Here is a 21927-nt window from a genome sequence, read left to right as displayed (position 1 = left end):
TGTTTAGGGCGGTTAGAACCGCCCTAAACACTCACGACAAGCCGCGGAAGACTTCGGTCAGGAGTCGAAGCCGACGTCGAGGTACTGGTCGACGTTCTCCTTCGTCACGACCGCCGAGTACGTCGTGATCTCGGCCGGGATGTCGTGCTCGGCCAGGTCGCCGATCCCCTTGCCCTGCCCCAGCAGCCGGGCCAGCGCGACCGCCGTCGACGCCATCGACGGGCTGTAGAGCACGGTCGCCTTGATCGGCGAGCTGTCGGCCTTGATGAGGTTCATCATGTTCTTCGAGCCGGCGCCGCCGACCATGATGAACTCCTTGCGGCCCGCGGTGTCGATCGCGGCGTTGACGCCGATGCCCTGGTCGTCGTCGTGGTTCCACAGCGCGTCCAGCTTGGGCGCGCTCTGGAGCAGGTTCGCCGTCTGCTGCTCCCCCGACTCCGACGTGAACTGCGCCGAGACGCGCGGGCCGACCTTGAACCCGGCGCGCCCCAACGCGTCGGAGAAGCCCTTGCTGCGTTCCTGGGTCAGCGGCAGCGAGTCGATCCCGGCGACCTCGCCGATGATCGGGTTCGCGACGTTCTTCTTCTTGAGCTCCGCGGCGATGTAGCTGCCCGCGTTGACGCCCATCCGGTAGTTGTCGCCACCGATCCACGTTCTATACGCGAGCGGCGTGTCGAAGACGCGGTCGAGGTTGATCACCGGGATGCCGGCGTCCATCGCCTGCTGCCCGGCCGAGGTGAGCGCCTTGCCGTCGAAGGGCAGGATGACGAGCACGTCGACCTTGGCGTTGATCAGCGTCTCCACCTGGGAGATCTGCTGGTTGACGTCGTTGGTGCCCTCGGTGGCGTTGAACTTCACCTCGCTGAACTTCTGCGCCTGGGCCTTGGCGTTCTTCGTGATCGCCGCGATCCAGCCGTGGTCGGCGGCCGGCGCGGAGAAGCCGATCGTGACCGGCTTGCCCGGCTGGGCGTTGTCGCCCGCGTTGGCGACCGGCGCGTTGGACGCCGAGTTCGCAGGCGTGTTCGACGTGCAGCCGGCCAGCAGCGCGCCGGCGCCGACGGCGGCCCCGCCCAGCAGGAATCCCCGGCGGCCGAGGAAGGGTTGTTCGGCCATGATGACCTCCATCGGTGGTGACTAAGGACTTGTCCTGGCCTTCCTGGCCCGGAACTGCAAGAGCACGGCGAGGACGATGATCACGCCCTTGGCGATGTTCTGGATGTCGGTGTCCAGGTTGTTGAGCGTGAAGAGGTTGGACAGCACCGTGAAGATCAGCACGCCGATCAGGGTGCCGATCAGCGAGCCGCGGCCGCCGGTGAGCAGCGTGCCGCCGATGACCACGGCCGCGATCGCGTCGAGCTCGTAGAACATGCCGTTGGTCGACGCGCCCGCGGTCGTGCGCGCGACGACCATGAGCGCGGCGATCCCGCAGCACACCCCGGCCACGCCGTAGACGAGCGCGAGGTGCCGCTTGACGTTGATCCCGGCCAGCCGGGACGCCTCGATGTTGCCGCCGACCGCGTAGGTGCGGCGGCCGAAGGTGGTGCGGTTGAGCACGACCCAGCCGACCGCGAACACCAGCGCGAAGATCCAGATCAGCGCCGGGATGCCGAGGAAGGCGCCGCGGAAGAAGGCGAGGAAGTCCAGGTCGGCGACGACCTGGGTGTTGCGGCCGCTGATCCGCTCGGCGAGCCCGCGTGCCGAGACGTACATCGCGAGCGTCGCGATGAACGGCACGACCTTGCCGTAGGCGACCAGCACGCCGTTGACCAGGCCGCAGCCGAGGCCGACCGCGAGTCCACAGAGGACCATGATCCACGGCCCGTAGGACTGGGTGGCCAGCGTCGTCAGCCAGACGCTGGAGAGCGCGACGATCGAGCCGACGGACAGGTCGATGCCGCCGCTGATGATCACGAACGTCATGCCCACGCTGACCACGCCGATCGCCGCGGCCAGCCGCAGGATCGTGGAGATGTTGCTTTCGGTGAAGAACAGCTCCGGCCGGGTGAACTGGCCGACCAGGCAGAGCACGACGAGCACGGCGGTCAGGCCGAGCAGCCGCGGGTCGGCGCGGAAGGCGAACCGCTTCCGCGGCACGGGAAGCGCTTCCTGTGGTGGTGCTTGGGTGTCGGTCATGCCGCGCTCCCCTCCAGGATCACGTCGAGCACTTGGGCCTCGGTGAGGCCGGCGGAGGGCCGGTCGGCGAGGACGTGCCCCTCGCGCAGCACCAGGACCCGGTCGGAGAGCCCGAGCACCTCGGGGATCTCACTGGACACCAGCACGATCGCGACGCCGGACGCGGCCAGCTCGTCGATCAGCCGGTACAGCTCGGCGCGGGCGCCGACGTCGACGCCGCGGGTGGGTTCGTCGAGCAGCAGCACCTTGCAGCCGCGGACCAGCCACCGCGCGAGCACGGCCTTCTGCTGGTTGCCACCCGAGAGCGTCCGGACGATCCGCCGTGGGTCGGCGGGCCGCAGGTCGAGGCGGCGCAGGCTGGCGCCGGCGTCGGCGAGTTCGCGGCCGCGCTCGGAGAAGCCGAACTTCGCGTAGCGGCCGAGGCTGGCCAGGGTCACGTTGTGCACCACCGGCAGGTCGAGCAGCAGGCCCTGGCTCTTGCGTTCCTCCGGGGCGAGGCCGATGCCGGCCTTGACGGCGGCGAGGACGTTGCCGGCGCTCAGCGTCTTGCCCTCGACCGCGACGGTGCCGCGGTCGGCTTTGCGTGCGCCGAAGATCGTCTCCAGCAGTTCGCTGCGGCCGGAGCCGACCAGCCCGGCGATGCCGACGACCTCCCCGGCGTGGACGGTGAACCCGACGTCCTCGAACTCGCCTGCCCTGGTCAGTCCCTCGACCGTGAGGGCTTCCTTGGTGCGGTCGGCGTGCCCGTCGTGGCGGGGGCCGAAGACCGTCTCGACCTTGCGCCCGGCCATCAGCGCGACGAGGTCGGCGGTCGGCGTGGTGCGGGCGTCGAGCGCGGTGCCGACGGTGCGGCCGTCCTTGAGCACGGTGACCCGGTGCCCGATCCGGCGCAGCTCTTCCAGCCGGTGGGAGATGTAGACGACCGCGACGCCGTCCGCGGTCAGCTCGCCGACGATGCGGAAGAGGTTGTCGACCTCCTCGCCGGCCAGCGCGGCGGTGGGCTCGTCCATCACGAGCAGCTTGGCGTCGTGGGCGAGCGCGCGGGCCATCGAGACCAGCTGCTGGCCGGCCGCCGAGAGCTTGCCCACCTCGTGCCACGGCCGGATGCCGGGGTGGCCGAGGCGGGCCATCAGCCGGGCGGCCTCGTCGCGGGCCTGGCCCAGGCGGGTGAAGCCGAAGCGGGCGCGCTCGTGGCCGAGGAAGATGTTGTCCGCCACCGAAAGCCCGGGCACCAGGTCGAGCTCCTGGTACATGGTGGCGATGCCGAGCCGGAGCGCGTCGACCGGGGAGCCGAGGCTCGCCGGCTCGCCCTGCCAGGTGATTTCGCCTTCGTCGGGCCGGTGCGCGCCGGCGAGGACCTTGATCAGCGTCGACTTGCCGGCGCCGTTCTGCCCGAGCAGGCAGTGCACCTCGCCGGGTTCGACGTCGAGGTCGACGCCGTCGAGCGCGCGGACACCGGGGAAGGTCTTCACGATCCCGCGGACGGACAGCAGGCTCATACCGAGGCCTCCTCGAACAGCGCCGGGTTCGCGAACAGGCGTTCGGCGGCCAGGTGCGCGGCGCCCCGCAGCGGGGCTCGCAGGCCGAGCTCCGACGGCACCACGCGGGCGTGGCCCAGTGGCCGGGCGGCCAGCTCGACGCGGACCGGCTCGACCAGCCAGTCGCCGAGTTCGGCGAAGTACCCGCCGAGCACGACGACCTCGGGGTCGAGCACGTCGACCACAGTGGACAGGGCGACCCCGAGCGCGACACCGAGTTCGTGCACGGCGGTGACCGCCCGCTGGTCGCCGCGGCGGATGCGGTCCTTCAGCAGCGCGACGCGGCCTTCGACGCCGAGGGCGGGATCGTGCAGCGGGTCACCGGGCGCGGCGGCCGCGCGCAGCACCGCGGCGAGGTTCGCCTTGGTCTCCAGGCATCCGGTCCGGCCGCAGGAGCAGCGTTCGCCGATCGGGTCGACGGCGATGTGCCCGACCTCGCCCGCGAAACCGCGGGCACCACGCAGGATCGTGCCGCCCGAGACGAGCCCGCCGCCGACGGCCGTCCCGCCGGAGAGGTAGAACAGCTCGCTCCCGGCGCCTTCGATCGACTCGGCGAGTGCGCCGAGGTTGGCTTCGTTGTCCACGGCGATGGCCTCGACCGGCAGGTTCAGCCGGGCCGCCATCAGGCCGGCGATCTCCGCGTCCCGCCAGCGCAGGGCCGGGGCGAACCGCAGCACGGCGGCGGCCGAGTCGACCAGCCCGGGCACCGAGATCGCGACGCCGACCGGCGGGCCGGGCAGCACCCGGTGCGCGAGGTGGGCGAGCTCGTCCAGGCATCTCTGCAGGCCGAGCGCGGCGACGTCGACGGTTTCCGCGTGCTCGGCCAGGAGGTGGCCGGCGAGGTCGGTGACCACGGCCGAGAGTCGGTCGGCCTCGATGCTCAGGGCGAGTGCGTACGCGCCTTCGCCGTCGAGTTCGACCAGGCGGCTGGGCCGGCCGTTGCCGGGCAGCACCCCGGCGGCCCGGACCAGGCCCCGCTCGGCGAGTTCGGCGAGCAGCCCGGACACGGCGGACTTCCCGACGCCGCAGCGGGCGGCCAGCTGGGTGCGCGAGAGCGGGCCCGCGCGCAGGGCACGCAGGATAGCGGCCAGGTTCGCCGTACGCGGGCTCGCCGGGTCGGCTCGCCTGGTACCGGTCACGGCCACGGTGCCCCCACATCTGCTGGCTACTGAACACACTTTGTTGCTCAGGCAGCGAAAGTAGGGTGACAGCCGTCACCCGTCAAGGTGACAAGGATGGGTTAAGTCCGGTTTTCACCCGGATAGACGCGTCAAACCGCACATACTTTCGCTCTATGAGTGCAAAAGTCTGTACGGTTCGAGCACTACGGTGGAGACTTGTTCAGCTGCTGAGCGTGAACGCGCGGTCGGTCGCGGACCACGCCGCGCCGATCACGCCCGCCGTGTCGCCGAGCTCGGACAGCACGATCGGCAGGTTGCCCGTCGCCAGCGGGAGCGAACGCCGGTACACCGCGCTGCGGACCTCCGCGAGCAGCTGGTGGCCGAGCTGGGCGACACCGCCGCCGATCACGACCATGCCCGGGTTGAGGAAGCTGACCAGCGACGCGACGACGTGGCCGAGCCGGCGCCCGCCGTCGCGGATCAGGTTCACCGCGCCGAAGTCGCCCGCCGCCGCGGCGAGACCGACGTCGCGCGCGGTGACCGAACCACGCTCGGCGGCGGCCTCGGCCAGGTGCGTCGAGCGGCCGCTGCGGGCCAGCGCCAGGCCGTCGCGGGCCAGCGCGGCGCCGCCGAAGTAGGCCTCCAGGCAGCCGACCTCGCCGCAGGCGCAGGTCGGGCCGTAGTCGTCGAGCCGGATGTGCCCGATGTCGCCGGCCGTGCCCGCGACCCCGCGGTACACCTTGCCGCCGAGCACGATCCCGCAGCCGATCCCGGTGCCGATCTTGACGAACATCAGGTCTTCGGTCGAGCGGGCGACCCCGGCGTGCCGCTCGCCGAGCGCCATCGCGTTGACGTCGTTGTCGACCGCCACCGGGCAACCCCAGAGCCCGCCGAGGTGGTCACGCACGTTGAAGCGGTCCCAGCCGGGCATGATCGGCGGCGCGACGGCCATCCCTTCGGCGAAGCTGACCGGCCCCGGCAGCCCGATCCCCGCCGCGACGAGCTTCCCGGGCGCCTCGTCGCGGATCTTCGCCGCGAGCTCGGCGACCCGCCGCAGCACCGGGTGCGGCCCCTGCCGGACGTCGCAGTCCTCGACGGTGTGCGCGAGCACCTCGCAGGACGCGTCGGTCACCGCCACGCCGACCGACGTCGCGCCGACGTCCACGGCGAGCACCCGCAGGTCACCGGCCAGTCGGACGAGCGTCGAGCGCCGCCCACCGCGGCTCGCGGACGGCCCGGCGGTCTCGACCAGCCCGACCTCGTCGAGCCGGGCGACCTCCGCGCCCACCCGGGCGCGCGGCAGCTCGAGCCGCTCGCCCAGTTCGACCCGCGACATCGGGCCCTCGTCCCGCAGCAGCGTCAGCAACCGGGTCTGGTGCCGGGTTTCGACCATCGAGTGCTCCGACGATGCTGTGGGTACCCCGCTCATTCGTTCCAGCCTACTGCCGCCCGCCGGGAGGCCACTTGCTGTCCGGTCTTTGACCTGTGCGGGTGCCGCGCGCCGAACTAGCATGCTCCTGTGTGACAGACGGGCCACGCGGGGAGATCGAAGAGCTCGAAGCCATCGTTCGAGCGGCGGAGCGGTCGCTGGCGGAACTCCAGCCGAACGACGCGCGAGTGTTCATGGAAGAGCTCGCCCACCGCAGCGGTCAGGGTGTGCTCGACGTCGCTTCGGCCCCACCCCGGCTCCGTGCCCTCAGCGGACACCTCACCGACAACGGCGTCTTCGTGGTCGAGAACGGGCAAGTGCGGTTCGCGCGTCCCGAGGTCCGGGACTACCTGGCCGCCTGCCACGTGGTCCGCCGCCATCCGCGTGGCCCACGGGGTCTTACGCCGACGGCCATCAAGTCCTTCTTCCCGAGGAAGAAGTGGCCGTGGCCCGACGACGGCGTGCAGGCTTTCCTGGCCGCGCTCTGGTGGCGGCCCGCGAGACCCGCGGTCGAACGGCGGCTGCGGATCCTCCTGCACAAGCGGCACCGCGATCCCAACACCCGGTTCCTCGTCGACCTGCTCCGCCGGGACCTGATCCCGGGCAACGAGCTTCGGCAGCCGACCATCGAAGTGCTGCGCACGGCGCTCCACGACGACGCGCTGGACGACGAGCGCTGGTCGGTCTGGGTCACGGAACTCCAGTCGCTCGACCCGGCCGTGGCCGCGGACGAACTCGACGCGGTGGTTTCCTCGGCCGGATCGACCACCGGTTCCGGCCGCCGGTTCCAGGCTGTGGTCGCGCTGCTCGACGACGACCGGCTGCGGGGCATGAAGGCACTGAAGTTCCTGGCCCGCAACCCGACCGGCACGGATGAGGAGCGGCTGCGCACGGCGCACCACATCCGTGAGCTGGACGAGGCCGAGGGCGTCATCGCCCTGCAGCAGCTGGTCGGCATCGAGGACATGGGCGACCGGCGCATCGACGCGGCGATCGCCCTCGGCCGCCCCGACCTCCTGAGCGACCTCATCACGGCCCGGCGCGGCCCCTCCGATGAAGCCCGGTTCCAAGGGCTCGGCAACCTCCTGGCGATGGACCGGGAGGCGGCGCTCGGCGCCGCCGAACAGTTCGCGGCGACCGCGGCGGCTCAGGAGACACCGCTGCGGATCGCCGAGCTGGTCCGGCCGTTCGACCACCAGGCGGCACTGCGGATCGCGACCCGGACCGCCGAGCGGGACGACGCACGCGCGGACAGCGAGGTGCGGTACCGGGCGGTTCTCCTGATCGGCGAGATCGAGCCGGCGCAGGCTGTTCCCGCGTTGCACCGCCTCTCCGAAAGCAAGCACGCGACCTTCGAAGTCGCGCTCCGGGCGGCCCTGCGGATCGTGGCCACCCATCACGGGCCGATCGATGCGATCGTCGCCCTGGCGACCGCCTCGCACGTCGCATGGGCGAACCAGGCCGACGCGGCCGAGGCGATCAAGGAAACCCACCCCGAGACCAGTGCGGGATTGCTGGTGAAGATCGCGCGGTCCGGCCCGCCCACCGACGCCGGCCGGTTCGGCGTCTTGCAGCGAGCGCACAAGATCGACCCGCGGCAGGCCGTCGGCGAGATCGTCGAGCTGGTGAAGGGCAAGCTCGTCGCCGGGCCGCTCCGGCTGCGCGCCGCGGACTACCTCAGCTCGTCGGTGGACACGGCCACCACCGTCGCGCTCTACGCCGAAATCGTCGACACCGCCGACACCGAGTGCGCGAGGAAGGCCGCGGACAGAGTCATCGCCATGAACCACCCCGATGGCCGGCGGCTGATGGGGCGGGTGGCCGACCGGCCGAAGGAGAAGGACGAGTTCCGCCTCGCCGCCGCCTGCGAAGCCGGGCCCTACGGCAAGAACACCTTGCTGCACCTGGCGTTCAAAGGACGTCCCGACATGCTCCGGCTGCGAGCGGCCCAGGCGTTGATCGAATTCGACCGGTCGAGCGGGCGAACCGCGTTGGAAAAGCTGGTCGAGCGGGCGACGCCGGACCAGGTCCGGATCCAGGCGGCGCGCAGCCTCCCCGGCACGGCGGTGCTCGGCGCGCTGACCCGCATCGCGTGTGACAGCGGCGCCGGGGAAGGTGCCAGGGTGGACGCCACGTACCGGGTCTGGGACATCGATCCGAAACGCGGCCGGCAGCTGGCGGAAGCGCTGGCGAACCAGCCGGGGATCTCCCCGAAGTCCCGCCAGCGGATCCAGTACGACCTTCAGCGGTGACGGCGCTCAGCCGATGAAGCCCGCCGACTTGAGCCAGTCGTGGGCGACCGTCGCCGGCTTCTGGCCGTCGACGCTCACCTTCTTGTTCAGCTCCGTCAACGTCGCCGTGTCGAGCTTCGCCGCGATCGGCGTGAACACCTGCTCCAGCTGCGGGTACTTCTTCGCCACCGCCGCCGCGATCGAGATGGCCGGGTTGTAGGTCGGGAAGAAGTGCTTGTCGTCCTCGAGGACGGTCAGCTTCTGGCCCGCCACGCGCCCGTCGGTCGAGGCCACCGAGCCGAAGCCGCACGTCTCGCCCTTGCCGATGCTCGGGTAGACGACGGCGTCGTTGAGCAGGTGGACCTGCGGGTCGGGCAGGGTGAACCCGTACGTCTTGGCCAGGCCGGGGAACCCGTCGTCGCGGCTCTTGAACTCCGGGCCCATGCACGTCGACGCCGCGGCCGGGTCGCGCTTCACCAGGGCCGCGTAGTCCGACAGCGTCTTCACCCCCGTGCGAGCCAGCACCGCCTGGTTGCCCGCGATGGCGTAGGTGTCGTTGGCCGGCGAGCGGGCCCACCAGGTGACGCCGTTGGCCGCGTCGGCCTGCTTGACCGCGTCGTACTGCGCCTGCGGGTCGGCGATCGGCTTGGTCTGCTTGAGGTAGCTGATCCAGGCGGTGCCGGTGTACTCCCAGTACAGGTCGACCGCGCCGCTGGTGAGCGCCTGCCGCACGTTGCTCGAGCCGGTGATGTTGGTCTTGTCCTGCGGGCTCGCCCCGGCCGCCTGCACCGCGAGGAGCGCGATCTGGCCGAGCAGCAGCTGCTCGTCGAACTCCTTGGAGCTGACGCGGATCTGCGCGCCGGCGAGCGCGTCGATCTTCTTGATGGATCCCTCGCCCACCTGGGCCCCGCCCTCGTCCTTCCCGATCGTGCACCCGGCGGCAAGCACCGCGACGAGCGCGAGAACAGCGGCAGTCGTGCGTCGCATCGGACGTCCTCCTTGAGTCGGTTACAGGCCCCGGGGGTGCAGGAACTCCTCCGCGAGCAAGCCCAGCCAGTCGGCGAACAGCGCCAGCGCGGCGACGACGATGCCGAAGGTCAGGCTCAGGATCGGGCGGTACAGCCCGATCCCGGCGACGAGCCCGCCGCCGAGACCGCCGCCGTCGATGAACGTCGCCAGCGTCGCGCTGGCGACGGTGAGCACCAGCGCCGTGCGGATCCCGGCGAGGATCACCGGGACGGCCAGCGGCAGCTCGATCCGCCACAGGATCGCCGGTCCGGTCATGCCCATCCCGCGCGCGGCGTCCACCAGAGTCGGGTCGACGCCGTCGAGCCCGACGATCGTGTTGCGCAGCACCGGCAACGTCGCGTAGACGACCAGCGCCGTCACCGCGGTCGCGGTGCCCGTGCCGACCCACAGCGCCAGCAGCACCACCAGGCCGATCGACGGGATCGCCTGGCCGAGGTTGCCCAGGCCCAGTCCGATCGGCCGGACCCAGCGGGCGCGTGGGCGGGTGAGCAGGACGCCGAGCGGCAGGGCGATGGCAATCGTGCAGACCGTCGAGATCAGCGTGAGCCGCAGGTGCGCGCCGAGCTCGGCGAAGATCTCGCCGCCGTTGAGGTAGCGCTGTTCGATCGAGTCGAGTGGCTGCGCGCGCACGACCAGGAACAGCGCCAGCAGGCCGAGGGCGAGCAGCGCCGGCCGGACGAGGAGCCCGAGCCGGCGCCGCCGCGGCGCTTCGGTGCGTTCCGTCGCCGGGGCGGGCCGTTCCGCGGCACGGGGCGGGGTTCCGTCGGTGGGCCGCAGGGCCGCGACCAGCCGCGGGACGTCGCAGACACCCAGCGCGCGGCCGTCCTCGGTCACCTCCACCGCGGTGCTGCCGGTGCGCACCATCGTGTCGAGCGCGTCGCGCAGGGAGGCGTCACGAGGGACCGCCGGCAGTCCGTCGGCCGCCGGCCCGAGGTCCACATCGGACAGCCGGATCAGCGCGAGCCGCTTCAGGTTCCGCTTCGAGCCGACGAACTGGGCGACGTAGTCGTCGGCCGGCGCGGCGAGGATCGCCTGGGGCGTGTCGTACTGCGCGATCTCCGAGCGCGGGCGCAGCACCGCGATCCGGTCGCCCATCTTGAGCGCCTCGTCGAAGTCGTGCGTGACGAACACGATCGTCTTGCGCACTTCCCGTTGCAGGCGCAGGAACTCGTCCTGCAGCCGGGCGCGGGTGATGGGGTCGGTGGAGCCGAACGGCTCGTCCATCAGCAGCACCGGCGGGTCCGCGGCCATCGCCCGCGCGACGCCGACGCGTTGCTGCTGGCCGCCGGAAAGCTCACGCGGGTACCGGCTGCCGTGCTCGCGGGTCAGGCCGACGACGTCGAGCAGCGCGCGCACGCGGCCGGCGACACGGCGCCGCGTCCAGCCGAGCACCCGCGGCACCACGCCGATGTTGGCGTCGACGCGCAGGTGCGGGAAGAGCCCGACCTGCTGGATGACGTAGCCGGTGTGCCGCCGGTGCTCGTCGAGGTCGAGTGCCGCGACGTCGGCGCCGCCGATGGTGACGACTCCCGAGGTGGGTTCGACGAGCCGGTTGATCATCCGCATGGTCGTGGTCTTGCCGCAGCCCGACGGGCCGGTCAGCACGACGATCTCGCCGGCCGGGATCCGCATCGTGAGGCGGTCGACGGCCGGCGCCGCCTGGCCCGGGTACTGCTTGCTGACCTCGCGCAGCTCGATCTCCCGGCCGCCGTGCCCGGCCGGTTCGGCCGGGGCGGCCTCGCCCGGGGGCCGCGGGCGCCGCCACGTGGTCAGCTTGCCGAGCAGCACGAACGCGAGGTCGAACAGCAGCGCCAGCACGACGATCCCGAGCGTGCCGGTCAGCACCTGGTTGAGCGAGTTGACCGAGCCGAACCGGCCGAGCCCGTCGAAGATCTCGTTGCCGAGCCCGGGGCCCTTGACGTACGCGCCGATGGCGGCGATGCCGATCGTGATCTGCGTCGAGACGCGGATGCCGGAGAGGATGACCGGCCAGGCCAGCGGCAGCCGCACCCGCCACAGCACCCGCGCGCGGCCGAGCCCCATCCCGCGCGCGGCGTCGACGACGGCCGGGTCGACCCCGCGCAGGCCGACGATCGTGTTGCGCGTGATCGGCAGGAGCGCGTAGAGCACCAGCGCGAACAGGACGTTCGTGAGCCCGAGCCCGAACGGGCCGATCAGGATGCCCAGCAGCGCGATCGACGGGATGGTCAGGAACGCCGCGGTGGTCGTGGTGGCGAGCTCGCCGAGCCACCGCCGCCGGTAGGTGAGCAGGCCGAGCGTCATCCCGATCAGCACGGCCAGCGCCACCGCCGCGAGGGTGAGGTCCACGTGCAGGATCGCGTCGTTCACGACGTCGATCCAGTTCTCGCGGAGGTACTCTGACAGGCTCAGGGCGGCACTCCTCGGCGGTCACGGGTCGGGAATTCACCCGACCGTCCCGGAACCGGCCGGACCCCAACCCCAACACGCCGCGGCGCTCCTGTCCACCGTCAGCGCCGGTGGTAAGCGGCCAGGACGTCCTCCAGCGGGCCGTGGTCGCGGATCCGGCCCTCGTCCAGCCACAGCGCCGACGTGCACAGCTCGCGCAACAGCTCGTCGGAGTGCGAAGCGAAGACCAACGCACCCGCACGACGGGCCAGATCCACCAGCCGCCCACGCGCCTTCGCCAGGAAAGCCGCGTCGATGGCGCCGAGTCCCTCGTCGAGGATGAGGATCTCCGGGTCGATCGTCGTCACCACGCCGAGGGCGAGGCGGACCCGCATGCCGGCCGAGTAGGTGCGCAGCGGCAGGCTCAGGTAGTCGCCGAGCTCGGTGAACTCCGCGATGTCGTCGACGCGGCGGGCCATCTGCTTGCGCGTCATGCCGAGGAACAACCCGCGGATCATGATGTTCTCGACGCCGGACACCTCCGGGTCCAGCCCGACTCCGAGGTCGAACACCGGCGCGATGCGGCCGGTCACCCGGGCGCTGCCGCGGGTCGGCTCGTAGATGCCCGACAGCAGGCGCAACAGCGTCGACTTGCCGGCGCCGTTGTGGCCGACGAGCCCGACGCGGTCCCCCTCGCTCAGCGACAGCGTGATGTCTCGCAGCGCTTCGATGACGGGGGTCTTCGCGTCGGCGTCGATCTGGCCGCCCACCTTGCCGAGGACGCGCTTCTTGAGCGACCTCGTCTTGGCGTCGAACACCGGGAAGTCGACGGAGGCGTCCCGCACCTCGATGCTCACCATGCTCGTGGTCCTCCCCGTTCGGTAAAATGCGAACGGAGATTATCATTCGCATTCAAGCGCCGGGAGGAGGTAACGTGCCGCCGGTGAGTGAGACGGGCTTTCGCCCACCCCAGCAGGCACGCAGCCGCGAATCCCTGCAGAAGGTGCTGGCCGCGGCCGAGCGCGTGCTGGCCGAGCGCGGCCTCGACGAGTTCACGGTCGGGGCGGTGGCCGAGCGGGCCGGCCTGTCGGTGGGGGCGATCTACCGCCGGTTCGACGGCAAGGACCAGCTGCTCTACGCGGTCAAGGACCAGGTGCTCGGCCAGCTCGAAGCGAGCGTCGGCGAAGCCCTGCGCGCCCCGGCGCCCGGCCTCGCCGGCGTGGTCGGCGCGTTCACCGGCGCGCTGGCCGGCACCTTCGGCCGCCACGACCGGATCTTCCCCGAGCTGCTGGACGGCCAGCGCGCCGACGGCCGCGACCGGGGCCTGCGCGCGCTGGCCGCGATCCAGGAGGCGTTCGTCGACGCGGCCGGCCCCCAGGTCGAAGCCGAGCGGCTGCGGATGGTGTCGCGGACGATCATCGGCTCGTGCGTCCACCGCGCGGCGTCGAGCCGCTTCTGGCCCGACGACCTGACCTGGGCTGCGTGGGCCACCGAGACGACCGCGATGGCCCTCGCCTACTTGACGGGCTGACCGGCGGCCGGCGCGCGGGGAACGACCTCAGGCCGTGGTCCAGAGGCGGAGCTTCTCGGGGTTGCGCACCGCCCAGATGTGCTTGATCTTCTCGTCGGCGATCTCGAACGCGAACACCGTCACGATGACGCCGTCCTGCCGGGCCACCAGGCCGGGCTGGCCGTTGACGGTCCGCTCCAGGACCGTCGTGGTGCCGCGGAGCCGGCCGGAGAGCTCGACCCAGGCGCGGGCGATCGCTTCGGCGCCTTCGATGGGTCGCACGAAGGTCACGGCATTGCCGCCGCCGTCGGCGATCGCCGTCGCGCCGGGGTCGAGCAGGCCCAGCAACGCCTCGATGTCCTGGGCTTCCCACGCCTGCTTGAAGTCCCGGACGATGCCGGCCTGCCGGGCCGTCGGGCTCACCGGCGCCCGCGCCGCACGCACCCGGCGTCGAGCCGAAGAAGCCAGCTGGCGGCACGCGGCGGGCGTCCGCCCGACGATCTCGGCCACCTCGGCGAAGGAGTGGCAGAAGACGTCGTGCAGGACGAACGCGACGCGCTCGGCCGGGGTCATCGCCTCGAGCACCACCAGGAAAGCCATGCTGACCGACTCGTCCAAGGTGATCCGGTCGGCGGGATCCGCCGGCCGCCACCCGGCCTGCTCGGGCAGCGGCTCGGGAATCCACTCGCCGACGTAGGTTTCCCGCCGCATCCGGGCCGAGCCGAGCAGGTTGAGGCAGATGCGCCCGGCGACGGTCGTCAGCCACGCGCCGGGTGCGTTGACGGCCTCCCGCCGCGCCGGGGACATGGCGTACCAGCGCGCGTAGGTCTCCTGCACGACGTCTTCGGCCTCGGCCAAGGAACCCAGCAGCCGGTACGCCAGGTTCGTCAGCTGACGCCGCTCCCCCAGCAGCGCGTCGGGCGTCGTCATGGTGCTCCCTCGGTCGGCGGTCCTCACCTTCCCGACAAGACAGGGCTCCGGAATGTGAGGCCTGACGTTTCGGCGGCCCGCGTTGTCGGAGTCACCATGACCACTTCGACATCGACTGTCTACACCGAACCGGCGCCCGCGCCCCGGCTGGAGCGGGCGGCCGCCGCCTTGACCGCGAACGGCTTCACCGTGGAAGTCCTCGACGACGTCGCCGCCGCCCGCACCCGGGTCCGCGACCTGATCCCGGCCGGCGCCGGGGTGTTCACCAGCGCGAGCGAGACGCTCCGCCTCTCCGGCATCGAGGCGGACATCAACACCGGCGAGCGCTACGCGGCGATCAAGCCCCGGGTACTGGCCTTGGACCGCGCCACCGAGTCCGGCACCATCCGCCGGTTGCTCGCGAGCCCGGACGTGGTGGTGGGCAGCGTCGCGGCGGTCACCGAAACCGGTGCGCTGGTGGCGGCTTCGGGCAGCGGCAGCCAGATCCCGAGTTACGCCGGCGGCGCGGGCCACGCGATCTGGGTCGTCGGGGCGCAGAAGGTGGTCCCGGACCTGGCGACGGCGTTGCGCCGGGTGGACGAGCACTGCCTCGCCCTCGAGAGCGTCCGCACCATGGCGGCATACGGGTCGCCGAGCGCGGTGAACCGGCTGCTCGTCCTGCAGGGCGAGCCGTACCCGGGCCGGAACACCGTGTTGCTGCTGCGCGAAGCAATCGGCTTCTGACGAGTCAGCCTTGCCGGGTCGGCCGGATGGTCAGGTCGCCGATCTCGACGTCGGCGGGCTGGTCGACGGCGAAGGCGATCGCGCGGGCCACCGCCACCGGGTCGATGCCGAGGTCGGCCATGTTCTGCCGGGCCTGCTCGCGCACCGCCGGGTCGTCGACCGCGTGGTCGATCAGCTCCGTGCGGACGTACCCCGGCGAGATCGACGTCGTCCGCAGCACGCCGTCCGTGCTCTCCTGCCGCAGGGCTTCCAGGAGCGTGCGGACGGCGTTCTTCGTCCCCGCGTAGACCGCCTGGGTGGGCACGATCTTCAGGCCGGACGTCGAGACCACGGTGACGAGGTGACCGCTCCCCTGCTCGCGGAACACCGGCAGGGCCGCGGCGATCCCGTGCAGGATCCCCTTGACGTTGACGTCGACCATCGCCGACCAGCCCTCGACGTCGAGGTCGGCGACGGTGCTGATCTTCGTGATCCCGGCGTTGCCCACCAGGACGTCGAGCCGCCCGAACCGCTCGACCGCCGTGGTCACCAGCGCTTGGAGGTCACCGGGTTCGGTGACGTCCACGCGGGTGGCGACGGCTTGACCGCCGTCGGCTTCGATCTCGGCGACCAGGCTTTCCAGCCGGTCGGTGCGGCGCGCGCCGAGCACGACGGGCGCGCCGAGCGAGGCGAGGTGGCGGGCCGTGGCCGCGCCGATCCCGCTGCTGGCGCCGGTGATGGCGACGACCTTGCCTGCGATGGTCATGAAGCTCCCCTGACATAAATGGACAGGTGTCCGGTTGCGGTTCCGAGCGTACCGGACACCTGTCCACTTCCGTCAAGGGACGCGGCTCAAGGCCCCTTCCAGCGCGCTCGTCGCGGCTCGCAGGCGAAGCACCGCTTCGTCGATCCGGGTGATCAGGCGGGACGTCGGCCCGGAGGTGTTGACCACCGCGATCAGCTCGCCGGCCGGGTCGCGGACCGGCATCGCGACCGAAGTCAGGCCGATCTCGACCTCTTCGCTGGCGACGGCGTAACCCCGGCGGCGTTCGGTGTCGAGCCGTTCGAGCAGCTCACCGAGGTCACGCGGCGCGGCCAGGCCGTGCGTCGGCGCCAGGAGGTCGTCGGCGGTGAGGGCCTCGACCAGGTCGTCGTCGGAGTCGAACAGCAGGCCGCGACCCGAAGCGGTGCAGTGCATCGGCGAGCTGCGGCCCACCCAGCCGCCGGCGCGCAGGGACTGCGACGATTCCTCCCGCAGCACCGTCAGCGACCGGTTGCCCCGCTGGACCGAGAGCAGCGCGACCTCGCCGGTGCGGGCGACGAGCTTGCGCAGCACCGGGCGGGCCGCACGCAGCAGGGCCGCGTCACCGGCGCCCGCGGCCAGCACGAGCAGCGACCAGCCGAGCCGGTAGCGCCGGGTCCGCGGGTCCTGCTCGACCAGTCCCCCGCGTTCGAGCGCGTGCAGCATGCGCGAGACCTGGCTGCGTTCCCGGCCGGTGGCACGGGCGAGGTCGCTCACCCCCAGGTCTTCGCCGTCGCGCTGCCCGAAGGCGAGCAGCAAAGCGGCAACGCGTTCAGCGGTGGACTGTTGCTGCATGGACAACATGGTGAACGAGTTTAGTCGCGAAGCCCAGGAAAAGCTGACTTCTAAGTTGCCCGTACAGCAACACCTCTGGTCGGAGCGCACTCGCGGCCACACACTTCCCGGCACCACGACAACGCCGTTGAAGGAGACCGATGACCACCCCCCACGGGCCCCAGACCGCACTCGGTGTCCGGAACTTCCCGCTGCGCGGCCGGACGTTCGGCGACCTGCCCGCCTTCGTCCGCAACTTCGCGCGGGTCAAGCTCGCCGCCGCCCGCGTCAACCACGAGAGCGGCGTCCTCGACGAGGTCCGCCGGGACGCGATCGTCGCCGCCTGCGAGGAAATCCTCGACGGCGCACACGCCGACCGGTTCCCGACACCGCTCGTGCAGGGTGGTGGCGGGACCACGGCGAACATGAACGTCAACGAGGTCGTCGCGGCCCGGGCGTCGGTGCTCGCCGGCGTGCCGGTGCACCCGAACGACCACGTCAACGCCGCGCAGTCGACCAACGACACCTACCCGACCGCGATGGCGCTCACCGCGCTCGAACTGGTCGCCGGCCCGGTCACCGCGCTGCGTGAGCTGGCCGAAGCGTTCGACCGCAAGGCCGTCGAGTTCGCCGGCACCCCGCACCTGGGCCGCACCTGCCTGCAGGACGCCGTCAGCCTGACCGCCGGCGACACCCACCGCGCGCACGCCGCCGCGATCCGCCGGGTGGCCGACGGGCTCGACACGGCCACCGCTGCCCTGCGCGAGGTGCCGATCGGCGCCACCGCGGTCGGCACCGGCGTCGGCGCCCCGGCCGGCTTCGGCGACCGCGTCACCGCCGAGCTGGCGGCGCTGACCGGGCTTCCGTTGCGCGCAGCGGAAAACCGGTTCGACGCACTGTCCCATTTGGACCCCTACGCCGCGGTCGCCGCGGCCGGCTCGCGCGCCGCGATCACCATGGCGAAGATCGCCGCGGACATCCGGCTGCTCTCGTCCGGGCCGCGCGGAGGGTTCGGCGACCTCACCGTCCCCGCGGTCCAGGCGGGCTCGTCGATCATGCCCGCCAAGGTCAACCCGGTGATCTGCGAGTACGTCATGCAGCTGAGCCACCGGATCCGCGGCAGCGCGCTGACCGTCGACTGCGCGGTCGCCGACGGCGAGCTGGAGCTGAACGTGATGGAGCCGGTCATCGTGGACGCGCTCACCACGATCTTCGCCGACCTGACCGCGGCGGCGGAGACGTTCGCCCGCCGGTGCGTCGACGGCCTGCGCTGGGACGGCCCGCACCGCGAACGCAACCTCGCCGGCGCCCTCGACCGGTGGGTCGAGCTGTCCGCGGCCGAGGGCTACGAAGCCGCGACCCACGCCGTGACGAACGGAGCGGCCCGCGCATGAACACCCGCCACCCGACGGCCGTCGTCGCCTACGAAGACGCGCCCCTCACCCGCTTCCACCTGCGCGTCGGGATCGCCGGCACCGGCGGCCAGTTCTCCGACGGCTTCATCCTCGGCATCATCGGCATCGCGCTCGCTTCGGCGAGCAACGCCCTGGGCCTGACGCCGCTGTGGGTCGGCCTGCTCGGCGCGGCCACGCTGGCCGGCCTGTTCGCCGGCGCGGTCGTGATGGGCCCGATCGCCGACCGGATCGGCCGCCGGCACGTCTTCGCCTGGGACATGCTGGTCTTCGCGGGCCTGTCGGCCCTGCAGTTCTTCGTCCAGAACCCGGCCCAGCTGCTCATTCTGCGGCTGCTGCTCGGCCTGGTCCTCGGCGCCGACTACGTCGTGAGCAAGTCACTGGTCACCGAGCACGCGCCCCGCCGCTACCGGGGCCGGCTGATGAGCGTGCTCGCCGTCGCCTGGGCGGCCGGGTACGTCTTCGCCTACCTGGCCGGATTCCTGCTCTCCGGCACCGGCAGCGACGCGTGGCGGTACATGCTCGCCCTCAGCGCGCTGCCCGCGTTGCTGATCCTCGGGCTGCGGATCGGCGTGCCCGAAGCACCACTCTGGCTGGCCCAGCACGGCCGGGACGCCGAAGCCGCCGCGGTCGTGCGCCGGCACCTCGGCGATGACGTCCGTCCGCCGGCCCCCGTTCCCGCAGCGCCCAAGCAGGGCATGCGGGCCTTGTTCGGCCCGGCGCACCGCCGCCGGACCGCGGTCGGCGCGTTGTTCTACGTCTGCCAGGTCATCCCGTTCTTCGCCCTGGGCACTTTCACTCCCCAGGTGATGGGCGCGCTCGGGGTGACGGGCAAGCTCGCCGCCGGCGCGCTCTACAACGCGTTCCTGCTGGCCGGCGCGGTGGTCGGGCTGCTGCTCATCGACCGCGTCTCGCGGCGCTTCTTCCTGATCGGCACGTTCCTGCTCGGCGGCGGGCTGCTGGCCGGGCTCACCGTCTTCGCCGACGTCTCCCCGGTGCTCGCGGTGGCGCTGTTCACCGCGTTCGCGTTCGTCCTCGCCGCCGCGGTCAACCTGGAGTTCGTCTACCCGCCGGAGCTGTTCCCCACGGCGTTGCGCGCCTCCGGGGTCGGCGTCGCGGTGGCCGCCAGCCGGCTCGGCTCCGCGGCGAGCACGTTCCTGCTCCCCGTCGTCGCCGACGGCTACGGCATGACCACCGCGCTGGCCGGTTGCGTGGTCGTCCTCCTGGCCGGCGCCCTCATCTGCTGGGCGTGGGCGCCGGAAACCAGCGCCGACACCCTCACCGGCATCGACCACGCAACCGGCCGGACCTGAGGTCAGGCGCAGCTGCCGGCGTCGACGTTCATGACCGGGTCCGTAGCGGGCACGCCCTTGAACGGGATCTCCTGCTCGACGCTCAGCGCGCCGTCCCGCAGCGTGTGGACCGTCCGGGTACCCGAGTAGGTGAACTGGTCGGTCGGGCGGCTCATGTCGTCGTTCTCACTGGCGACGGTCACGAACGCCCGGCCGCCCTCGAACGGCGTGCACTCGTACCCGAGGTGCGCGGCCACACCGCCGCCTTCGGCGACCGAGAAGGGCTTGTCGTCCGGACCGACGACCTGGCTGAGGTTGCGGCCGTCGAAGTGCAGCGCGGTGAAGAACGTCGTGTTGGCGCCCACCGACTGGGTGACGATCAGCTCGGCGCGGCCGTCACCATTGAGGTCGGCCACGCGCGGGGCCTGGACCCCGGCGTAGCTGTCGGCGGGCAGGTGGATCGAGGTGTAGGTCCCGTTCACCGTGGCCGAGATCAGCTGGTCGTCGCCGGTCTGCTGGACGGTCACGGTCTCGATCTCCCCGTCGCCGTTGAGGTCGGCGACGGTGGTGACCGGGTCGGTGGCGGCCATCGCCGGTGCAGCGACAGCAAGACCCAGGGCCGCGGTGAAGCCGGCAAGTGTTGCGGTGCGGACGATTCCGGTGCGGTTCATGAGATCTCCCTCCGTCTTCCGGTGATCTTTTCACCGAAAGTGCTCTCACGAAGAAAGACGGCCACACGACCGCCGCGTGCACCGCGAGTGTGATGTGCCACACGCACGCAACCCGGCTAAAAGTTCTTCAGAAGGCTCGCGGCGATGATCACCGCGCACACGATCCCGTTGAGGATCCGGTGGTCGTCGAGGATCGCGGCGAACTCGCGCAGGGTGGCGCTCGGCCAGAAGTACCAGGCCGTCCGCGAGCCGATGACCTGGCCGTTCACCTTGACCTTGCGGGCGGTCAGCGCGGCGCGCAGGACGTGGAAGTTGTTCGTGACGACCACGCACCGGTAGCCCGGCTTCCGCGAGCACATGAGACCGGCGCTGAAGGCCAGGTTCTCCCGCGTCGTGCGGGACCGGTCTTCGAGCACGATCCGCTCGCGCGGGACACCGCGGTCCACGAGGTAGTCCGCCATCGCGTGCGACTCGGGGACGTCCTCCCCCGGCCCCTGCCCGCCCGAGGTGACCAGCAGCGGCGAGCGGCCCTTGCGGTCCTCGGCGTCGAGCACCCGCCGCCCGCGGTCGAGCCGGCTCGCCAGCAGCGGCGGCACGTTCTTCCCGCCGAGCAGCCCGGAGCCGAGCACCACCACGAAGTCGAGCGGGCGGCGGCTGCGGACCCGGCCGTAGACGAGCGAGTACAGCAGGAAGCAGACGAACAGGAACGACAGGTAGGCGACGATCCCGTCGACGCCGTCGCGCAGCGCTTCCAGCGGCGCCCAGCGAATCTGCCCGACCACGAACCCGAAGACGATCAACGCCACGATGCCGACCCCGGCCGCCAGCGACAGCAGGTTCGCCGGGCGGCGGCCTTCGCGGCGCAGCATGATCACGCCGTTGCCGATCAGGAACACCGCGAGCACCACGATGGTGAGCGGGATGAGCGCGAACAGCCCGAACGCGACGATCGCCGCGGCCTCCGGCGAGAGCGACGCCAGCAGCGAGATCAACGTCAGCCCGAGGAACGCCAAGGCGAAGAACAGGTAGAAGCCGTTGCGCAGCCGCCGGCGTTCGAGCAGGAAGCTGACCAGGAAGACGGCGAAGCAGAAGACGGTCGCGGCGAGCGGGATCAGGGCCGGGTGCACACGACCTCCCGCCGTCGCCAGGTCGCCAGGAACACCAGCGCCGCCGCGATCGACCCGAAGGAGGCGAACGAGTTCGCGGCCAGGTAGACGACCCATTCGTTGGTCCGCACGGTGTCCTCGTAACCGCCGCCGGTCAGCGCCGCGCCGATCAGGATCCCGCCCAGCGCCAGGAAAACGACCCCGCCGAGCACGGCGACGGTCACGACGAGCACCCGCGGGATCCGGCGCGGCCCGTCGTGCCGGCGCACGACCCCGCGGCGTGCGAGCCACCACGACGCCAGGCAGGCGAGCCCGAGCGCGATCGCGTCCGCGGCGAGGGTGTCGGAGAGCCGGTGCCACTTGGCCGTGACCGTGTACGCGCCGATGCCGACCGCCCAGGAGAGCAGGAAGAACAGCGTCACGCCACGCCAGCGGTAGGGCACCACGAGCAGGGCGGCGAACAGCACGGTCATCGCGATCGCCGTGTGCCCGCTGGGCAGGCTGTTGGCGGCGTAGTGCCCGGTCAGCGGCACGAGCGGCGGCCGGGGCAGCAGGAACCGCTTGAGCACCTGAGTCACGAGCTGGCCGCCGACGATCACGCCGACCGCCGCGAACGCCAGGTCCCACCGCCGCCGCAGCAGGCCGGCGAGCCCGACCAGCACCACCGCGGCGGCGAGCGAGTACACGGTGATCCGGCCCAGGCTCTCGTCGGCGGCGACCTGGTCCCGCGCGGCGGCTTCGTCGGCTCCGCGCAGCGCGGCGTTCTCCAGCTCCTGCCCGGGCACGGTCCAGACGGCGAGGAGGTAGACGGCCACCGCGAAGACCGCGCACACCGCGGCGACCACCAGCCAGCGACGAGCGGGAACCACGTGGACCTCCT

At 71.9% G+C, this 21927-nt stretch carries 19 protein-coding genes; 5 read left to right on the top strand and 14 right to left on the bottom strand.

What is annotated here, in order from left to right; translation table 11 throughout:
• Window positions 1–57 precede the first annotated feature (57 nt).
• The 5 genes from M8542_RS32045 to M8542_RS32025 all read right to left on the bottom strand — a co-directional run bounded on the left by M8542_RS32045 (window position 58) and on the right by M8542_RS32025 (window position 6221).
• A complete protein-coding gene (locus M8542_RS32045; protein ID WP_257924025.1) occupies window positions 58–1113 on the bottom strand; it encodes a substrate-binding domain-containing protein in 1056 nt (351 codons plus the stop codon).
• Window positions 1114–1134: 21 nt separating this feature from the next.
• Window positions 1135–2133, bottom strand: coding sequence for an ABC transporter permease (locus M8542_RS32040; protein WP_257924024.1), 999 nt, complete (start codon window positions 2131–2133; stop codon window positions 1135–1137).
• Complete coding sequence (locus M8542_RS32035; RefSeq protein WP_257924023.1) at window positions 2130–3632, bottom strand: sugar ABC transporter ATP-binding protein; 1503 nt, start codon at window positions 3630–3632, stop codon at window positions 2130–2132. The genes M8542_RS32040 and M8542_RS32035 overlap by 4 nt, the downstream gene beginning before the upstream one ends.
• Window positions 3629–4810: an ROK family transcriptional regulator gene (locus M8542_RS32030; RefSeq protein WP_257924022.1), complete on the bottom strand. Its 1182-nt coding sequence runs from the start codon at window positions 4808–4810 to the stop codon at window positions 3629–3631. The genes M8542_RS32035 and M8542_RS32030 overlap by 4 nt, the downstream gene beginning before the upstream one ends.
• 202 nt (window positions 4811–5012) lie before the next feature.
• Window positions 5013–6221, bottom strand: coding sequence for an ROK family transcriptional regulator (locus M8542_RS32025; RefSeq protein WP_257924021.1), 1209 nt, complete (start codon window positions 6219–6221; stop codon window positions 5013–5015).
• Window positions 6222–6313: 92 nt separating this feature from the next.
• Between M8542_RS32025 and M8542_RS32020 the strand changes: the two genes are divergently transcribed.
• Complete coding sequence (locus M8542_RS32020; RefSeq protein WP_257924020.1) at window positions 6314–8473, top strand: hypothetical protein; 2160 nt, start codon at window positions 6314–6316, stop codon at window positions 8471–8473.
• Between the two features lie 6 nt (window positions 8474–8479).
• On the opposite strand, the gene M8542_RS32015 is transcribed toward M8542_RS32020, so the two are convergent.
• From M8542_RS32015 to wzt, 3 genes are all read right to left on the bottom strand, one after another.
• Entirely contained in the window at window positions 8480–9439 is a 960-nt protein-coding gene (locus tag M8542_RS32015) for a glycine betaine ABC transporter substrate-binding protein (RefSeq protein WP_257924019.1), read from the bottom strand.
• Window positions 9440–9460: 21 nt separating this feature from the next.
• A complete protein-coding gene (locus M8542_RS50665; RefSeq protein ID WP_372508661.1) occupies window positions 9461–11830 on the bottom strand; it encodes an ABC transporter permease subunit in 2370 nt (789 codons plus the stop codon).
• 140 nt (window positions 11831–11970) lie between these two features.
• Window positions 11971–12708 (bottom strand): galactan export ABC transporter ATP-binding subunit Wzt/RfbE, encoded by a 738-nt coding sequence (gene wzt, locus M8542_RS31995; RefSeq protein ID WP_257924018.1) that lies wholly within the window; start codon window positions 12706–12708, stop codon window positions 11971–11973.
• An 83-nt stretch (window positions 12709–12791) separates the two neighbouring features.
• Here wzt and M8542_RS31990 point away from each other — a divergent pair, with 83 nt between their 5' ends.
• Complete coding sequence (locus tag M8542_RS31990) at window positions 12792–13379, top strand: TetR/AcrR family transcriptional regulator (RefSeq protein ID WP_443642528.1); 588 nt, start codon at window positions 12792–12794, stop codon at window positions 13377–13379.
• Window positions 13380–13406: 27 nt separating this feature from the next.
• Here the strand turns inward: M8542_RS31990 and sigJ are convergent, their stop codons facing one another.
• On the bottom strand, window positions 13407–14288 hold the full coding sequence (gene sigJ / locus M8542_RS31985; protein ID WP_257924016.1) for an RNA polymerase sigma factor SigJ: 882 nt from the start codon (window positions 14286–14288) through the stop codon (window positions 13407–13409).
• A gap of 96 nt (window positions 14289–14384) precedes the next feature.
• Between sigJ and M8542_RS31980 the strand changes: the two genes are divergently transcribed.
• The gene (locus tag M8542_RS31980) at window positions 14385–15011 is read left to right on the top strand and encodes an LUD domain-containing protein (RefSeq protein ID WP_257924015.1); all 627 of its coding nucleotides are present in this window, start codon (window positions 14385–14387) and stop codon (window positions 15009–15011) included.
• 4 nt (window positions 15012–15015) lie between these two features.
• On the opposite strand, the gene M8542_RS31975 is transcribed toward M8542_RS31980, so the two are convergent.
• Both M8542_RS31975 and M8542_RS31970 read right to left on the bottom strand, forming a co-directional pair.
• Window positions 15016–15756, bottom strand: a complete 741-nt coding sequence (locus tag M8542_RS31975) for an SDR family oxidoreductase (protein WP_257924014.1) — start codon at window positions 15754–15756, stop codon at window positions 15016–15018.
• Between the two features lie 72 nt (window positions 15757–15828).
• Complete coding sequence (locus tag M8542_RS31970) at window positions 15829–16587, bottom strand: IclR family transcriptional regulator (RefSeq protein WP_257924013.1); 759 nt, start codon at window positions 16585–16587, stop codon at window positions 15829–15831.
• 140 nt (window positions 16588–16727) lie between these two features.
• Here M8542_RS31970 and M8542_RS31965 point away from each other — a divergent pair, with 140 nt between their 5' ends.
• Complete coding sequence (locus tag M8542_RS31965) at window positions 16728–17960, top strand: lyase family protein (protein ID WP_257924012.1); 1233 nt, start codon at window positions 16728–16730, stop codon at window positions 17958–17960.
• Window positions 17957–19291, top strand: a complete 1335-nt coding sequence (locus M8542_RS31960) for an MFS transporter (RefSeq protein ID WP_257924011.1) — start codon at window positions 17957–17959, stop codon at window positions 19289–19291. Before M8542_RS31965 ends, M8542_RS31960 begins: the two co-directional genes overlap by 4 nt.
• A gap of 2 nt (window positions 19292–19293) precedes the next feature.
• Here the strand turns inward: M8542_RS31960 and M8542_RS31955 are convergent, their stop codons facing one another.
• From M8542_RS31955 to M8542_RS31945, 3 genes are all read right to left on the bottom strand, one after another.
• Window positions 19294–19941: an FG-GAP repeat domain-containing protein gene (locus M8542_RS31955; protein ID WP_257924010.1), complete on the bottom strand. Its 648-nt coding sequence runs from the start codon at window positions 19939–19941 to the stop codon at window positions 19294–19296.
• 116 nt (window positions 19942–20057) lie between these two features.
• Complete coding sequence (locus M8542_RS31950; protein ID WP_257924009.1) at window positions 20058–21068, bottom strand: YdcF family protein; 1011 nt, start codon at window positions 21066–21068, stop codon at window positions 20058–20060.
• Window positions 21053–21916 (bottom strand): phosphatase PAP2 family protein, encoded by an 864-nt coding sequence (locus M8542_RS31945; RefSeq protein ID WP_257924008.1) that lies wholly within the window; start codon window positions 21914–21916, stop codon window positions 21053–21055. Before M8542_RS31945 ends, M8542_RS31950 begins: the two co-directional genes overlap by 16 nt.
• Between the last annotated feature and the right edge of the window lie 11 nt (window positions 21917–21927).

The organism is Amycolatopsis iheyensis (assembly GCF_024703995.1).
In the GTDB taxonomy this organism is placed as follows: domain Bacteria; phylum Actinomycetota; class Actinomycetes; order Mycobacteriales; family Pseudonocardiaceae; genus Amycolatopsis; species Amycolatopsis iheyensis.
The sequence above is the reverse complement of the archived record's forward strand: the minus strand, read 5'-3'. Positions and strand labels throughout refer to the sequence as shown.

Excerpts from the sequence above, each read along its gene's own strand:
- M8542_RS32045 (WP_257924025.1), bottom strand. The coding sequence starts at position 1,113 with ATGGCCGAACAACCCTTCCTCGGCCGCCGGGGATTCCTGCTGGGCGGG.
- M8542_RS31975 (WP_257924014.1), bottom strand. The coding sequence starts at position 15,756 with ATGACCATCGCAGGCAAGGTCGTCGCCATCACCGGCGCCAGCAGCGGG.
- wzt (WP_257924018.1), bottom strand. The coding sequence starts at position 12,708 with ATGGTGAGCATCGAGGTGCGGGACGCCTCCGTCGACTTCCCGGTGTTC.
- M8542_RS31980 (WP_257924015.1), top strand. The coding sequence starts at position 14,385 with ATGACCACTTCGACATCGACTGTCTACACCGAACCGGCGCCCGCGCCC.
- sigJ (WP_257924016.1), bottom strand. The coding sequence starts at position 14,288 with ATGACGACGCCCGACGCGCTGCTGGGGGAGCGGCGTCAGCTGACGAAC.
- M8542_RS32025 (WP_257924021.1), bottom strand. The coding sequence starts at position 6,221 with ATGAGCGGGGTACCCACAGCATCGTCGGAGCACTCGATGGTCGAAACC.
- M8542_RS32015 (WP_257924019.1), bottom strand. The coding sequence starts at position 9,439 with ATGCGACGCACGACTGCCGCTGTTCTCGCGCTCGTCGCGGTGCTTGCC.
- M8542_RS32040 (WP_257924024.1), bottom strand. The coding sequence starts at position 2,133 with ATGACCGACACCCAAGCACCACCACAGGAAGCGCTTCCCGTGCCGCGG.
- M8542_RS31955 (WP_257924010.1), bottom strand. The coding sequence starts at position 19,941 with ATGAACCGCACCGGAATCGTCCGCACCGCAACACTTGCCGGCTTCACC.
- M8542_RS31960 (WP_257924011.1), top strand. The coding sequence starts at position 17,957 with ATGAACACCCGCCACCCGACGGCCGTCGTCGCCTACGAAGACGCGCCC.
- M8542_RS32035 (WP_257924023.1), bottom strand. The coding sequence starts at position 3,632 with ATGAGCCTGCTGTCCGTCCGCGGGATCGTGAAGACCTTCCCCGGTGTC.
- M8542_RS31970 (WP_257924013.1), bottom strand. The coding sequence starts at position 16,587 with ATGCAGCAACAGTCCACCGCTGAACGCGTTGCCGCTTTGCTGCTCGCC.
- M8542_RS31965 (WP_257924012.1), top strand. The coding sequence starts at position 16,728 with ATGACCACCCCCCACGGGCCCCAGACCGCACTCGGTGTCCGGAACTTC.